This window comes from Flavobacterium sp., from assembly GCF_030146175.1.
In the GTDB taxonomy this organism is placed as follows: domain Bacteria; phylum Bacteroidota; class Bacteroidia; order Flavobacteriales; family Flavobacteriaceae; genus Flavobacterium.
Map to the genome: position 1 here is coordinate 14,785 of NZ_JASLCE010000099.1, position 16,008 is coordinate 30,792.

Genomic DNA, 16,008 nt, shown 5'->3' on the forward strand with positions numbered 1-16,008 from the left:
ATTTTAGTTGAAGGGTAATCGGTTTGTAAAAAGGGTACCATTATTTTTTCACGGATTCAAGTGAATGGTGAAAAAATAATGGTAAAGGGTATTGTTTTTATTTTTCCAGTTTCATCCAGAAATAATCGTTCCAACCTTCGATCAGTCTTGTTGGATCGGTATTTTTAGTTCTGTCCTGCTCCGGACTTTGTACGATTCTTTTATCTTTTACAGCAAAGCTATATTTTCGCGGTTTTGTTTCTCCTTCAATAGATAGTTCCACTTTATAGGCACCGTCCGTAAGGTTGGCAAATTTGAATTCTCCCGGTTTGTCTACCAATTTTAAAGCACATCGGTATTCATTCCATTTAGCTTGCTCTACCTGAGCCACATTTGGAGCTCCCGTTCCGTATTGTTGTGCAAATGGCTTGTTGTCTTTTAGAACTTTCACGCTCCATTTTACACTTTTATTTGTTTTTCGGCTGTTGGCCGGATCGGGCTTGAATTCTTCGTGGTTAAGATAATATCCAAAAACCAGGTTCCCGGATTCATCATAATTCATATAGGCATAATCATTCCACGGACCGCGTGTTACGTACATTTCGTTCATGGCAGAGTAGGCGTCGGGATTCGTTAGTTTTTGAATTTCGAAATTAAACGAATAGTACATTTTATCACCTGCGATAAAATCAAGTCGGTATTCGCCGGTACCCCATTTTTTAACATCAATTTCAGTTCCACCAACCCATTCGCCATCGCGTTTGTATCGGCTGTCAGGAGTATTGTACTTTATTTTTTTGCCATCGTCAAATTGTTGGAATCCGTCATATTCGAAGTACGTGATGTATTGATCCCCTTTATATACTTTAATTTTTAGAAATTCGGCCTGGTCATGAACGGTGTTTACGGTAGCACCACTAGCTGTTTTGTTTGGAACAAAAGTAGCCGTATACCCGGAAAATCGGGTTAGACCACCTGTTCCTATTGATGTTCCGTACAATAAGGAATTAAAAGTAACTGCCGGCGTTTGTTTGTACATATTCCAGTCCAGTTTTAAGGAAGACGTTCCGCTGGAAGCACCGCCTTTATTTTTTACCTTTTTGGCAACTTTTTCACCTGTATCAACAGCTTCTTCGGCTTTTTTTACCGTTTCGACTGCGTTATTGGCTTGATTTGCAGTATTTCGGATTTTACCTAAAAGCTGCGCATTGGAGCTGGTAATCGAACCAAGCAATAGTCCAATGATTACTAATTTTTGTTTCATTTTTTTTCTGATTATTGGTTGAATGCAAGACCTTTATTCGGAATTACGATGCAATAATAAATCAAAGAAAAATGAGAATTTTGACTAATGAATATCTGTTTGTTTTTGGAAGATATTCGTAGAAATTGGACGAAAATTCGTTTTAGTGCTATTTATACATGAAGGTTTTCAAGCAAAACCAGAAACTCCTCTTTTTTGCGTACGGAAAGGGGAATGGATGTCTTGTTTTTCATGACAACCGTATTACCGCCATCCGATTTAATAAAATGGTCGAAATAGGCCATATTGATCAAATGCGATTGGTGCGTTCTGAAGAAATTGTGAGGCGCCAACATCGTTTCGTATTCTTTCAGATTAGTTGAAACAATGAGTTTTGGCGCATTAATAAAATTAAAAGTAGTGTAATTTTTATCCGATTCGCAATGCACGATATCCTGAATATTGACCGAATAAATACGATCGGCTGTTTTAAGAACCAATTTTTGCAAATTTTTGGGTCTTTCCAGATTGCTAAACAAGTTGTTGAGTTTTATATCAAAAACTTCCTTGCTAATCGATTCTTCCGCCTTTTTAACGGCTTCCACCAAATCGGCCGGATCCAAAGGTTTTAGCAGGTAATCAATAGCTGAAAAACGAAAAGCCCGGATGGCAAAGTCTTCGTAACCTGTAATGAAGATTACTTTAAAATTAATAGGTTGTAGCTTTTGAAGCAAATCAAAACCGGTTCCGTCGGGCATTTCCACGTCAAGAAAAACAATATCCGGCGCCAATTGTTTGATAAGACTTACTCCTGATGTTACCGAATCGGCTTGGCCAATAATAGCAATATTGGGACAGTTTGATTTTATGGTGGCGATATTTTTCTTTCGAATGGTTTCAATATCGTCGATGACAACAGCTTTTAACATAGGTAATTAATTTTCGTAAATGTAAGGGATTTCAAAGGAAACTTTAGCACCCACAATATTGGTATGCTGATCCATAATATTATCGGTTTGTACCAGAAAATCCTGATTTTTGGTATAACCAATCAAACGTTCTTTGGTAATGGTCATCGCCAATGATTTGTGATTGGTTGTTTTTTTGTCGGTTTCAAATCCTTTTCCGTTATCGGTGACTTCAAAGAATAATTTGGCTTCCTTCAGATAAAAATGAATGGAAATCATACCTTCTTCCGATTTATTGCTTAAACCGTGCTTGATTGCATTTTCAATAAACGGCTGCGTTAGCATTGGCGGTAAAAAGATGGTTTCCGAATCAATTGCGTCTTCGATAGAAATGGTATAGTTGAATTTATTGTTGTATAAAAGTTGCTGAATCGCCAGATAATTCTGTGTCATTTCAACTTCTTCCGAAAGCGAAATATAGTTTTCGTTGGAGTTTTCAAGAATCTGACGTGTCAGTTTTGAAAATTTACTCAGGTAATCGACCGCTTCTTTGTCTTGTTTATCCTGAATTAGCCCCTGAATGTTATCGATAGAATTAAAAATAAAATGCGGATTCATTTGTGTAACCAATAGTTTCTGTTTGATCTGGTCTTTTTCGAGCACCGTAATCGCTTGTTTTTGTTTGGTATTTCGGTAATAAAAGTAACCTCCCAAAAGAAACAATAAAAGCGCGCCCGAAAGTCCGATGAGCCAGTTGTTTTTAACGGCCGTTTTCTTTTCGCCTTCGAGTTTAATGGCAGCTACTTTTTTGCCCTGAACTAACTTCTGGTTAAGTGTCTTTTTCTCAAAATCGTATTTCAGCCGTTGTTGCGCCAATTTATTTCGGGATGTTTCCAGTGCCGATTTCTTTTCGTTTTCGAGCTTGATGACCGATAAATGCTTTTGTTGTTCTAATTTAACAGCGGTTAATTTCTGTTGCTGCAGGATTTTTTGCTGCAGTTCTTTTCTTTCAAAATCGTATTTCAGCCGTTGTTGTGCCAACTCGTTTTTTGAGGCTTCCGTATTGCTCGAATCTTTTACAGCGATCCAGGCTTCGTATTTTTTAAGTGCCTTGTCATATTGTCCGCTATCCTTGTAGATCCGATACAATAAGTTACTCATACCGGTTCTGGAACTAATGTTTTTTAATTTTGAAGTGAGTGCATAACACATTTCACCATATTCAGCTGCTTTTTCATAATTTTTTGATTTGTGAAAGATTCTAGCAGCATTTCCATATACGCCCTGTCTGGAAAGGTCATCTTTACATAAAGCCAACGCCTGATCGAGGTAGATTTGTGCCTGAGCACTATCGCCCATGTCGCTACTGGAATTCGCCAACTGTACCAATACCAGTGATTCTGCCTGTGGATCTTTGTTTGGTTTTATGATTTCGTAGGCTCTCAGGTAGCTTTTGTGCGCTTCCGATAATTTTTTAAGTCGCGTGTAGGCAACTCCTATATTGTTGTAGATAACCGCAATTGTATGTCGGTCGCTTTTCCATAATTCGGATTCCGGAACGTCAAAATAAACCAGAGATTTTTTTAAGTAAACAATTGCCTTTTCCCAATCTTGTTGTGCTATACAGGTTGTTCCGATTTCCTGATTCACATGTGATATACCGGATTCGTTTTTGATGCTTTCGTAGTATTTAAGCGCTTCAAAAAAGTTTTCAAAAGTTTTGGGCCAATCGGCCAATTTTCGATAGTAAGTGCCTTTGCCAATCATGGCCATGGCCATGGTTTTATAATCTTTCGTTTCTTTCCAATATTTTATGGCCATATCAAAATGCCCCGGTGCTTTAGTATCTCCATCAAAGGTTTCTTTTTTGGCGATATTGTAGTAATAAGATCCGGCAGCATACTTATATTCTTTCTTCATCTCTGGAGTGAGATTATCCATTTTGAGTCCTTTGGAAAAAATAGGAAGCAATTGGTTGTAATAAGCAATGTGTTGTTTGCTCCAGCCAACAGAGTTATCCATCCCCGCAAAAATAGTGTTTATGCGAACCATATCGTTGGTTTTAGGATTGGCGAGAATAGTATTTATGGAGTCAATTGTCTTATCCTGAGCATAACCAGTCGAAGAAATGAAGAAAAATACAATTACAGTGGCTAGCCAAGTAGTTTTAAACATAACGGAATTTTGGAGGTTATAAATTCGACGTTAAATGTAAGTAATAAAAAAATAACTTTTTTAGAAATAAAGCACCAAATTCACTGCTTTACTGTTACGTATTTGTACGTAAAATTTTAAATAATGACGCTGTTTTCGAGATGTTAATTTCAATAAAAAGAGATTCATTTTTTTGTTGTTAACTCTTGTAAAAAAAAGAATGTAGCGCTACGAATTTTCATTGTGATGCAACTAAATTGTTATAAATGGCTACAAATTTTCATTTGTCCTTTTTATTGTAAGATTAAACTTTATCTTTAGCATATATACTTATAACCTTAATCTTATATCCCTTTATAATGGATGCTAAAAAACTTGAACTGATGCGCACCATAGGCGAAGCCTATAGCCCTTATCTTGAAACCGGTAAATCGTATCATAAAGATGTAACCAAAAGTACCTACGGCGCTCAAAGCAGTGGTATATTTTATACCAAAGACGGTATAAAATACAATCATAATACAAATCTTCCTGAAAAAGAAAGAAAGAAGTTAAATAAAGAACTACGAGAATTACGCGAAAATATAAGTGAATTGCGTGGCAGTGCCGACCTTGATGGGCTTTACAACGATCTGCCCGGAAATACGAAGGTGCGGTTTACTTTTGTTAAAGATCAGCCGGTAGCGATGCAGATATATGGCGTGGCCGAGCTTATTTCGGGCATCAAAGAAGAGCTTCTTGAAAATACCATGCGGGTTATTGATCAGGGCGCTTTTAAAAAAGCTACGGGTATGGGGGATTTTGTAGAACAGGCCGATAAGATTAATATTGCAGGGAACTATAGCGTTGCGTTTGAAAACAAGACGTTTTCTCAGGATTCTTTTTACGGACTTGGAATGGACTTGTTGAATACTGCGCTAGGTGAGCAGTTGCAACGCATTTGGTTCCATCTGGAAAATGACAAACTTACTGTACAAACCGAACCGGCATTCCCCGAACATGGTCTGCATGCTATTGAAGATGCTTCTGTGGACCTGGACCCGGCTTTCGCCAAAAGAAAAGAAGCAACTGCCGAAGCCATTCGCCTGCGTCATGAGTTTTTCAGGTCGGTTGGAACCTTGCATGACGAAATACTATACCTGAACATTGGTGGTTTCCGGGATCATAACTGGCCGGGATATACTTCGGGAACGATTGCCGCGAAATTCCGTGTGATTTATACCGAAAATACAACTATTGTAATAACCGACGGTCTTTCGGATATTTATGCTAAAGAACAAGAGGATAAGGAATTGGCTTATAATGGAACAGGAGCAGAGTACTATTTAGAATTTGACAGCATTGTGCCGTTCTATAAAGTAAGAGATCATTATGCGCTGGCTTTACTCAACAGTGTGACGCAAGTGGCTTTGAGACATGGTAAGTTTAAGGAGCTGATTGAAAAATTTGAATCGCTTACATTACAGTTTAACACTGCCGATGTGGAGACTTGGGTGATTAGGGACAATGATGCCAATAATGAACCGACTACATTCTTTAATAGTACGCAGTACGATGCTAAGAAACCTTTTGGTACGTTGCTAACCCTTGGATCGAAAAGCCTTCCGAAACATATACGACTGAATATTGAAGAAGTAGCACTGATAAGTGTAAAACCGTTCGGAAAAGAGTGGTTTGGTAAGGATAAGCTCTCCAATTCGGATGAAGCGGTAAAAACAGCTACCCGTATGAACATGATCAAAGCATTTGAAGCGGATGGATCGTTTCATACCATACCGGTTTCGTACGTATAACACTTTAATAAACAACATTGAGCTATAATACAGTGCGCATATGCAACAGGAACCTTTATTTATAACGGATATCACCATTGGAGGCGAAATCCATACGGCAAAAATTTTCGGGAATGTCGATAAAACGACCAATTTTATTTATTATACCTTTCAATTGAGCGATGGAAAGCGTATTATGATTTCTAAATTTGACGGTGATAAATGGCAGATCACGAATAGTAATGACGGGACTAATGACCTGGCAGAGCAGTTGGGGAAAATAATCGATACCGAATAGCCTTTATTAATTCTGATTTTATCAAAAAAAAACGCCCGTTATATACGGGCGTTTCTATTGTGTTTTACTATTGCTTTAGTAAGGCAATATTCTTGATGTGGAAAAGGCTTGTAAATTTACTGGCATCATGTCCCCATTCGTTCGGTTTGGAGAAGGTAATGGAAATAGAATCCACGGTAATGCTTCTCCAAAGATCCGGATTACTGAAATCCAGATTTCGATGTCCGTTAATGTGTTCAATCTTAAATAGACCTACTCTAGGGTTGTCAAAAATAATGTCTTTCAGACGTACCACTTTTCCGTGCATCTGACCCAGACTGTATAGTGCAAGCACTTCCATGCCATCCAACGAGTATTCGATCTCGTAATCGTCCGAAAGGATCAGTTTGCGTTGCTCCGGTGTAAACGTAATTTCATCATCGTCATCGTCTTCTTCCAATGCAATGACGGTATTATAAATACTATCGCTAAAGTTGTCTTCCTCCTGGTATTCCGGTTGTTGTTTGATTTCGTTGTGATAAACCTCAACTTCCTGTGTCAGGGTAGGGTCGAACAAATCGAGTGTTTCTTTTACATCTACTTCTCCTTCAAGGAAAAAAGTAATACCATTTGCTTTGGCACTGGCTGGCGTTTCGCCACCCCACTCGGCCAACGCGGCAGGTACGTCCATATCGTTGATGAAAAATGTGAAAGAAACTTCACCTTCGGCTTCTAAAGCACATGGGAATTCATCGACAAACACACCGTTGCGTTGTGTACTAGCACAATTTTCAGGGTTGCTGATGTCGGTTCCCAATACGATTTTTTCTTCCGTACCGTTTACAGTACGTTTGGCATAAAAAGTACCTTTTGTACCGATAATGGTCACGGCATCTTTACCCGCCTTTACGCTTATAGTGGCTTTGATCATCGGATCGAAGTACGGCCATGGGCTCTCTACCCGTGTATATTCCAGTTTTACGCCGGTGACACCCACCATGCTTTTAATTTTGTCAAAAAATCCCATAATTATTTTTAGTGTTTAATTTCTTTTTGGTTATCTGAATCTTTAAATTTTCTGAATAATCAGCTGTCTGTTTACGCTTTATACCGACCTTTATTTAAGAATCCGTATTGCTTTATTTTTAATGGTATAAGTACTGTGCCTTTATGGAGCAAACAAGCTAAAATAACAATAAAAATTATTTCTACAATACCGTGATAAAAAAGTTATCGCTAATTTCTTAATTTAATAAAGAATTCGTAATTTGAAAATGTGATGTATAGCGGGATATTATATCAATCCATAGTGTATGATAAATTTTTCTGTTTCGAATCGTTCCGACAACTGTTACTTTTTTGCATCGGATTCTCTTCTCTGAAATCGTAAACTTTTAGACTCTAAACTCTTTTATAAGGGTGGAGTCTATGGTTTGGATATCCCGTTATAGTGTGCAAATTACGACTTAATAAGATGTCTGTATTTGTAAATGATTATTCGTAGTTGTTTATTGAAAGTTTGTAGGCGATTGTAATAAAAGCGTCCTATTAGTCATCGGTAACGTACTGTATTTCCAACTGTGTCATTACACCGACCGTGCCATCTTCGAGGGTTGTATTTTTTACGGTTACCGGAGCCTCAAGCCTTTCTGCGGTTATGCTTATATCCCGCAATTCCAAAATACGTTGTTGCTCACCGGGTTGTAACGGTCCGCCGGAGTCGCTTACGCAAATCAACAGCTTGTTGTCTTTTAACAGTAATTGTACGGCAATCGAATGTTGGTTGGAACCTGTTATTCTTTTTATGGCATTGGTAAGCAACGGCTGCGTGAGCATTGGTGGAAGGTAAATGGCCTCGGTATCCATACCGTCGTCATCAACCGTAAAATTAAAGCCGCCGGGATAAAGCAACTGCTGAACCGTGAGATAGTTGGTTATCATGGCGATCTCTTCATCCAGCGAAATAGAGTCGCCCGTACTGCTTTCCAGTATTTGTCGGGTCAGACGGGTGAATTTGGAAAGATAGGAGGCGGCTATATCCGGCTTGTCTTCCCGGATGAGGTTTTGTATGCTCTCGATCGATGACGTTATAAAATGGGGACTCATTTGTGTGAGTAGTAATTGCTGGCGTAACGTAGCGCTCTTTTTGGATAGCAGTAGATTTTTCCTTTTGTTAAACCGGTACAATACCAATGTAACGGTAACCAGAAAAAGCGTTACAGCTACCGAAATGCCTATTTTTACGTTATTGCGGAAGCTTACTTGTTCCTGTTTCACCCGTTGTAGTTCGCGCTGCTGTTTAAGGAGCTTGTTTAGCGTTTCGACTCTTCCGGTTTTAAAGTTAAAGGCCATCTTATCGGTCGTAATTTTTTTTTGTGCGGCATCGTACCGTTCTTCAAGCAATTCGTGTTCCTTCAGATAACGGGAGGCGGTTTGAAAACGGTTCATCGCAAAATACAGCTCACCAAGGCAAAAGGCAGCTACCGAAAGCCGATCGTTGTTATTGGCGGCTAAGGCATCGCGGTACACGAGCTTTAATTGATGTTCTGCTTCTTTGTACTTTTCGTTAACGGTGCATATTTTTCCGTATTGGATACGGTTATCGTTCACATCCACTTTGTCATACTGTAACGCAGCCTGCAAAGCCATCCGGAAATAGTGTTCGGCAATTTCGGTGTTATATACTGTAGTATAGGGTTCGATATAGCATTGCCCCAACGAATTGTAAATGTTATCCAGGTTGTACAATTCCGGTATTCTTTGTGCCAAAACCAACGCTTCTTTCAGCATGGGGATAGCCCGTTCGGTATTTATTTTTCGGTATACTTCTCCTTGTCGCCAAAGCGCCAGTTCCAGTAGGGTATCTTTTTTTAAAGGTCTTAAAGCTTTTACAGCACTGTCGGCATAGATCATTCCGTTGATAAACATTCCACTCTTTCGCCAACATGTTTCAAGGTTCATCAGACTTTTGGCAACGGTCTCCTTATCGTCTTGTTTCTGGAGGACTTCCACACATTCTTCGCCAAGTTTTATCGCGGTTTCGTAATTAGCGGTTTCGGTATACAGTGATGAAAGGTTATACAGACTCTGACCTAGTTTTTTGTCGAACTTGTGCATTCGGCAAAGGGCTATGGCTTTCTGAAACAGCGATTCGGCTTTTTCAAAATTTCCTTTTTCATTGTAGGTCGTTCCCAAACGATTCAGAATGTCGACCTGCATTTCGGGCGAAGTTTTCCCGTTATTATGTTGTGCAATCACTGTCTGCGGTAAAAACAACAGGAAACAGGAAACGAAGTATACAATACAGAATTGCTTCATGCAAGGTTGTTCTTTATTTTGTACGGAATCGCAAAACGGCTAACGGTGCCTTTTACAATGCCGTTATCAATGATGTTGGCGATTTCAATCGTCTCCTGTGTGGCATAGAGCCTTTCGGATGTAATTTTTGTAGCCATAGACCTGTGACCTTCTCTTGTTTCTCCGCTAAGGCCTTTTCCGTTATCTGTTACTTCAAAATAAAGCTTGTTGCGCTTTTTATAGAATCGGATTTGTATGCTGCCGTCTGATTTTTTTCCGGCGATTCCGTGTTTTACAGCATTTTCGATAAATGGCTGCGTGAGCATCGGAGGAATGAAGGTTGTTTCGGTATTAATCCCGTCTTCTGCGATGATTTTATAATCGAAATTATTATAAAGCAGTTGTTGTATCGCCAGGTAGTTCACCGTCATGTTGATTTCTTCTTTGAGACTGATGTATTGTAGCGAAGAGTTCTCCAGTATCTGAAGGGTAAGTTGTGAAAATTTCGAGAGATAAGCAACAGCTTCGTCATTTTTATCTTCGTAAATAAGGTTTTGTATGGTATCGACGGAGTTGAAGATAAAATGCGGATTCATTTGTGTAAGCAGTAATTGCTGTTTCAGTTCGTTGTTTCTGTTGGCCGCGATGGCTCTTTTCTGTCTGAAGTAAAAATATAAAAATATCAGAAGAGTGATCAACACGATAATGGTAAATATAAAACCGAACAGGAATACGTTCTTTTTGGCATTCGCCTGTTGTGCTTCAATTTTTTGTGTTTCGGTGGTAGCCTGAAGAAGGCTGTTTTGCAGTGCCAGTTGTTCGGTATCGAATTTTACCGAACGGGCTTCGGTATTGGTAAGCATTGCCTCACTCATCAATCCCATTTTGGCTTGTACCGCTTCTATTCTGTAACGATACGCCTGTTCGTAGTTGCTTTGTTTTTCATATAATTCTGCCAATAGCCGGTTGGCCAGAACATAATCTTCGCTTTCCTCGTCTAAGGGTTTTAACGCAATGCATTGCTCCAAAAAAGACTTCGCTTTTGGAATGTCGTTACCGGAAAGATAGCATTCTCCCAAATGCTTTAAAATGCGCATCCGGATATCGACATATCGATTTGTTTTTTCATGGGCCAATGCCGCGCGGTAATACTGTTTTGCCTTTTGGGAATTGCCGAGCATGGCATGGCAAAAGCCCAGTTGGTCCATTATGTAAGCTTTAGCATTATAAAAACCGGTGCCGGTTGTTACGGCAAGCGCTTCAGATAGTGGTTGTAATGCTTCTGCATATTTCTTCTGACTGATAAAAAAATTGGCATAAAGTACCTTGGCCGTAGCCGTGTTTTCTTTTTGATGCGCGTTTCTTTTGAGAATATTTAGTGCTTTATGGTGATAACCGGCTGCTTTGGTGTAATCTTTTTTAAATCCGAAGATCTGACCCATTACGCTGTAGCAATAGGCAATACCAATGGAGTCGTTAGACAGGCACATTCCTTCAAATGCTCTGGTAACCTGATAAAAGGCTTCGTCATATTTCCGGGATCTGACATAGGCTTGTGCGGTGCGATAGGCCGACCTGTCCCGAAGTGGCCTGTCGGCTACCATAAAGGCGACATCTACATCCAATTGCGCAATGGCAGCCTTGTAGTTCTGTCCGGCTCTGCTGTAGGTATCGGCTACATATTGTAGTGAGTCGATGCGTTTATAATCCTGGGCATAAAGGAGGCCGGCCGCATCGAAAAGAATGCAGTATAATATATATAACCAATTGATTTTAAAGTTTTTCATTGTTTCCGGCGCTTCGGGTTTTTACGGCTCATGCAATTAAAACTATAGCCGGGTAATACTGTTATTAGGTAGTATTACCCGGCTATAGCAATGATGTCGTTTTACAGTTCCAATGAATACCCTCTGTCCTGTAACTCTTCAATTTCTTCGTCGGTCATTACGGCTCCTTTTTCTTTAAGTTGGGCAAAGAAATCTTTATTGTTGTAGTAAGCCATTCCCAGTATGCTTCTTTCGTTGAGTCCTATAAAATCGTCACTTTCAACAACGAGGTTCAGGTTTGATCCGGCGTCGATGAGTTTTTGGATAATAGTAGGGGATACTCCATGTTTGTTTATTGTATATGCAAGTGCGCTCCATCCCAAATGATCAGTTTTATTCGCATCTGCGCCGCCGTTAAGCAACGATTCAACGATTCGGGCATAGATAGCTGTAGCATTATGACAGGCTTCGGCAATCATAGTAAGCGGTGTTTTGCCGTCTTTGGTTTCATTGAGGTCTACGAATTGGTTATGAGCCATACTGTCTATTATTCGGTCATAACCTTTTTCAGGAAACCAGGAATCTTCAAAATTAAGCGCCAGATAAATAGAAGGGGCATTATCTTTAGTAACGGCACTCATTAGTGTCTGTATTTCATTAAAATCCCGATCGTCTATCGCCGATGTTAACGCATCATGCATTTGCTCGCGCGAAATAGAAGCGGAAGGATTTTCGGAAGTGCTTTTTTCTTTTTTCGGCTCGGCCTGATTGTTTTTTTTGAAAAAATTAAATAAACCCATAATTAACACGTTGAATTAGTTTGTTCTTGTATATCCTTTACCCAGCTTTTCGTTGATCAGCTTGTCGCGCTCCTTTTCGGCTTTTTGCACGGAATCCAATTCTTTTACGTTTTTTTGACCGGCGGTTCCTGTTTTTCCGTAGGTAATATTTAATGTGGCACCATTCTGTATAATCTGCCAGAACTTATCGCTTTTGGCATCTTTATAGTGAAGTAGTACTGCTTCGCCTTCTGCCACTTTTATTTCCGATTTATAATAGGAGGAAAGGTTCCATGCCGCGGTCTCATAACGCATTTTTTCTCTAAGGTGATACAGGTATTCCGCATCGGCAACTTCAAACTCCAGTGTGTACAGATCCTTTTCAAGCTTCCGCTTTACAGGTTTCGATAGTATTACCTTGTTGGCAACATCGATTACCTTTAATGGCTCGTTATCGAATTGTACATAATATTGACCGTTCGACATTCCGCTGGCTGAAACTTTTTTGCCATATTGTAACGCCAGTTCTTCGTTGTGTTTTTGCGAATATTCACGATCATTTCTTTTTTGTCCTTCCTCCGGTGTGATGTCGAGCTTCATACCGTCGTTATACTGATGCATTACATCGTATTCGTCTTTTCGCGGATGTTCGGTTACCAGTTTTTTCCATTCTTCCATTGGAATCGGAAGTTTATTGAAATAAGGTCTTTCAATGTGTCCCGTTTCAAGTAATATTTGCAAAGCAAAGTCTTTAGAACCGATATCGCTTCCCGCATCGGGATGGTCTACGCGAACTTCTGCTGTTACTTTGGTTGCTTCAATGCTTTTTACCGTAATTGTATATAGTGTTGCCATTTTAAATTATTTGTAGCGCTAAGGTATAGAAATATCTTGCGCTACAATTTGTTAATGAAGATTCGTCGGGAACAAATGTATATTTGTTTCTGAAAAATTACATTCCGTCCATTTGACGTAAAAATGCCTCGCGTTGTTCGTCTTCCAGTTTTTCGTAGGCTTCGGCTTTTGCCTCGTCCTGCGGTACGCCTTCACCATAGCGATACATCAGACCCAGGGTTTCTGTTGCCCGTACATTTCCAAGCTGCGAAGCTTTGTCATACCAGGTTATCGCTTTTTCCATATCCTGTGGGATGTTGTTTCCTGTGGCATAAAAAGTACCCATATTATAGCACGCTCTGTCACTGCCCGCATTGGCCGATTTCAGGTTCCAGTTTGTTGCCGTTTCTGCATCGATTTCGGTTCCGATACCGGTGGCGTAATAGACGTACAGTTCAAACATGGCATCGGCATTGCCTAACGCAGCCGATTTTTGATGGTAGTCGAACGATACGGCATAATCCGGAGACAACCAGGATTCGCCGTTGTAATACAGCAGTCCCAGTTCGTACAACGCAGGACTATAGTCTTTTTCGCCTAGCTCTTTGTAGATGTCAATATATATACCGAGCGTTTCTTCCCCAAAGAAGGGCATTGATTTCATCGATTCGAAATAATATTTTGTATCTCTGAATAGTTGTTCGTGAGTGTATTTGCTAAAAGCATCATTGCTGATTATCGCTTTTAATTCGTCGTGATCAATACGTTCCATATTTTTTTGATTGGGTTATTATTTTAACGCTTCGAAATTTTTCAGCAATTTGTTGTATTCTTTTTTGTCAGACGGAGACGCTATCAGTGCTTCAATTTTTGGAAGCTGTACTCCGGCATCGGCTTTACGCTTGTGGTAAACCAGGAAATCGCCGTAATTCCAGTTGTTAAGGAAATACGATTTAATGGCAATACTTTCTTTGTAATTGGCTTCAGCATTGGTCAAATCTTTATTCATAAGGTAGCACGAAGCCAATTGATCATGTAGAAACGCTTTGTCGGTAGCATCCCACTCCTCGTTGAGTGCGTTCCGATATACATCGATTGCGTCCTGGTATTTGCGACTCATGATCAGCTTTCCGGCTGTATTGATAAAAGGTGTTGTTCTGCTGCTGGTTTCCGGAAATGACGAACTGTCAGAAGTAGTAGCATCCGATATGGAAATCTCACCGTTAAAAACAGAATTTTTCAGATAGTTAACCAGCTTTTCATCAGTATTGGTTTGATCAAAGAAATTTTGTAGTTGTTTGTAGTTCCCTTCGTTGAGAACCACATTGGCATTAACAGAATTGCTAAGCTTGTCATAAAGCGGATCGATAAGTTTGCTGCCCGAAATATTCATCTCGGCAAATACCTTTCTCAACAGATCCAAGACCGCGATCAGGTGAATTTTCTGTTCGGGTTTTACGTGGTTGTCATAAGGGATTACAAATGCTTCCCCTAAAGCTCTTAAGGAAGCATTGATTTCGCCATCATCAAATTTTTTCTTTGCGTCGATTAGTTTTTCAGGTGCTTTTTTCAGGTTCTTTTTTGAAGAGAACAACGAATAAATAATGAGAAGTACAACTGCGCCTCCTCCGATGTAAAAATAATTCATAGTTAATTTAAGTAATAGTGGTTAATTGGATTGCAAAGTACCACTTAAATGAACAGCTTGTGTTTGTAAATGATTATTTGTAGTGATGTACTGGAAATTTGTACCGGATTGGAAGAAATTCGTTTTACCAGTCATCCATAATGTAGGTGCTTCCAATAATAGCATTGTGTAGCTATGCAGACGGTACTGTTTTTACACCTTATTTTCTACTGTTGTCTATGACAATGGTTTGTACCAATGCTTTTCGCTCCAAATATTTCCTGATCAATATCATCGAAAAAGCCAGTAAACCGAATACCAACGTTAGCCATGGTGTGTATTGAACACCTCTTGTGGCTATAATCCATCCGCCTATCGTAGTGCCTACTGTAACGCCCATATTACCAAAGGAAGTCGCAAGGCTGTTGGCAAATTCCAACGATTGCGGTGCTGATGAAATCATATAAGTAGAAGCATTTAGAAAACTCGGTGAATATAAAAATCCCCAAAGTAGTATCACTACAAACACGGCTATGGTATTGGTACCCGAAAAATGTAATAATACCGGAATCAGTATGGTTCCCGACAAAAATAGGGCAGTGGTATTCGCAACATGTTTGTTAAGCATTTTTCCCGAAATACGGTTGGCTATAATTCCGATGCAACCAAAGGCAAAAAGCATATAGCTCACCATGGTGTTATCCATGCCTTTTGCTTTGTTGAGGTATTCGGCAAAGTAACTATAGGTGGAAAACCATCCGGCAATCATAAAAAAATTCATTGCCGTACTAACGATAAATATAGGTTGAGTGAGTATTTTCAACTGACTTCCGTATGATTTTTTCGCGGTAACCGGCATATTGGGCAGAAAGCTATAGATCACCAACAGCGCAATAGTGCTAACAATAGTTTGAACGATAAAAGAATATTCCCATGAAAGTTTACTCGCTAACCAGGTTGCAAACGGAACGGTAGAAACCATCGCAATGGCTACACCGCTAAAAACAATACTCATCAATTCGTTTTCATGTTTTTTATCTCCTTTTGAAACCGCAACCGATAAAGCCGTAGCAATATAAACCGGCTGTAGCAATGCAGGAAGCATCCGAACCACCATCAACAGCCAGAAAGGAGGGGAAAAGGAGGATATGATTCCCGTAAAAAGAAAGATAAGGATCGCTGAGGCCATTATTTTTTTGCGGTCAAAGCCTGACGTTAATAAGGTCATAAAAGGACCGGTCAATGCGATTACTAATGCAAAAGCACTAAGTAGCATTCCAGCTTTGTCGATGCTTATTTTGTAATGTTCGGCTATTTGAGGGAGTATGCCAATAACACCAAACTCGGTAGTAATGACAGCGATAAAACCCAA

At 39.6% G+C, this 16,008-nt stretch carries 13 protein-coding genes; 2 read left to right on the plus strand and 11 right to left on the minus strand.

Translation table 11 applies throughout. The annotated features are described in order from the left end of the window. Window positions 1-97: 97 nt before the first annotated feature. The 3 genes from Q1R07_RS11250 to Q1R07_RS11260 form a co-directional block, all read right to left on the minus strand. Window positions 98-1,243, minus strand: a complete 1,146-nt coding sequence (locus Q1R07_RS11250; protein ID WP_300490059.1) for a hypothetical protein — start codon at window positions 1,241-1,243, stop codon at window positions 98-100. A 152-nt stretch (window positions 1,244-1,395) separates the two neighbouring features. After that, window positions 1,396-2,151: a LytTR family DNA-binding domain-containing protein gene (locus tag Q1R07_RS11255; protein WP_300490062.1), complete on the minus strand. Its 756-nt coding sequence runs from the start codon at window positions 2,149-2,151 to the stop codon at window positions 1,396-1,398. A gap of 6 nt (window positions 2,152-2,157) precedes the next feature. Then, the gene (locus tag Q1R07_RS11260) at window positions 2,158-4,305 is read right to left on the minus strand and encodes a histidine kinase (RefSeq protein ID WP_300490065.1); all 2,148 of its coding nucleotides are present in this window, start codon (window positions 4,303-4,305) and stop codon (window positions 2,158-2,160) included. A 338-nt stretch (window positions 4,306-4,643) separates the two neighbouring features. Here Q1R07_RS11260 and Q1R07_RS11265 point away from each other — a divergent pair, with 338 nt between their 5' ends. Further along, a complete protein-coding gene (locus Q1R07_RS11265) occupies window positions 4,644-6,077 on the plus strand; it encodes a hypothetical protein (protein ID WP_300490068.1) in 1,434 nt (477 codons plus the stop codon). A 40-nt stretch (window positions 6,078-6,117) separates the two neighbouring features. Further along, window positions 6,118-6,354 (plus strand): hypothetical protein, encoded by a 237-nt coding sequence (locus tag Q1R07_RS11270; RefSeq protein ID WP_300490071.1) that lies wholly within the window; start codon window positions 6,118-6,120, stop codon window positions 6,352-6,354. Window positions 6,355-6,421: 67 nt separating this feature from the next. On the opposite strand, the gene Q1R07_RS11275 is transcribed toward Q1R07_RS11270, so the two are convergent. From Q1R07_RS11275 to Q1R07_RS11310, 8 genes are all read right to left on the minus strand, one after another. After that, window positions 6,422-7,360 (minus strand): hypothetical protein, encoded by a 939-nt coding sequence (locus tag Q1R07_RS11275; protein WP_300490073.1) that lies wholly within the window; start codon window positions 7,358-7,360, stop codon window positions 6,422-6,424. A 521-nt stretch (window positions 7,361-7,881) separates the two neighbouring features. Continuing rightward, a complete protein-coding gene (locus Q1R07_RS11280) occupies window positions 7,882-9,651 on the minus strand; it encodes a tetratricopeptide repeat protein (protein WP_300490076.1) in 1,770 nt (589 codons plus the stop codon). Beyond that, entirely contained in the window at window positions 9,648-11,417 is a 1,770-nt protein-coding gene (locus tag Q1R07_RS11285; protein ID WP_300490079.1) for a tetratricopeptide repeat protein, read from the minus strand. Before Q1R07_RS11285 ends, Q1R07_RS11280 begins: the two co-directional genes overlap by 4 nt. Before the next feature lie 101 nt (window positions 11,418-11,518). Next, window positions 11,519-12,196: a hypothetical protein gene (locus tag Q1R07_RS11290; protein ID WP_300490082.1), complete on the minus strand. Its 678-nt coding sequence runs from the start codon at window positions 12,194-12,196 to the stop codon at window positions 11,519-11,521. 15 nt (window positions 12,197-12,211) lie between these two features. Next, window positions 12,212-13,030 (minus strand): WGR domain-containing protein, encoded by an 819-nt coding sequence (locus tag Q1R07_RS11295; RefSeq protein ID WP_300490085.1) that lies wholly within the window; start codon window positions 13,028-13,030, stop codon window positions 12,212-12,214. Between the two features lie 97 nt (window positions 13,031-13,127). After that, on the minus strand, window positions 13,128-13,781 hold the full coding sequence (locus tag Q1R07_RS11300) for a tetratricopeptide repeat protein (protein WP_300490088.1): 654 nt from the start codon (window positions 13,779-13,781) through the stop codon (window positions 13,128-13,130). Between the two features lie 18 nt (window positions 13,782-13,799). After that, complete coding sequence (locus Q1R07_RS11305) at window positions 13,800-14,657, minus strand: hypothetical protein (RefSeq protein WP_300490091.1); 858 nt, start codon at window positions 14,655-14,657, stop codon at window positions 13,800-13,802. 199 nt (window positions 14,658-14,856) lie between these two features. Continuing rightward, window positions 14,857-16,008, minus strand: a 1,152-nt coding sequence (locus Q1R07_RS11310) for an MFS transporter (RefSeq protein ID WP_300490094.1), incomplete at its 5' end; no start/stop codon positions are given.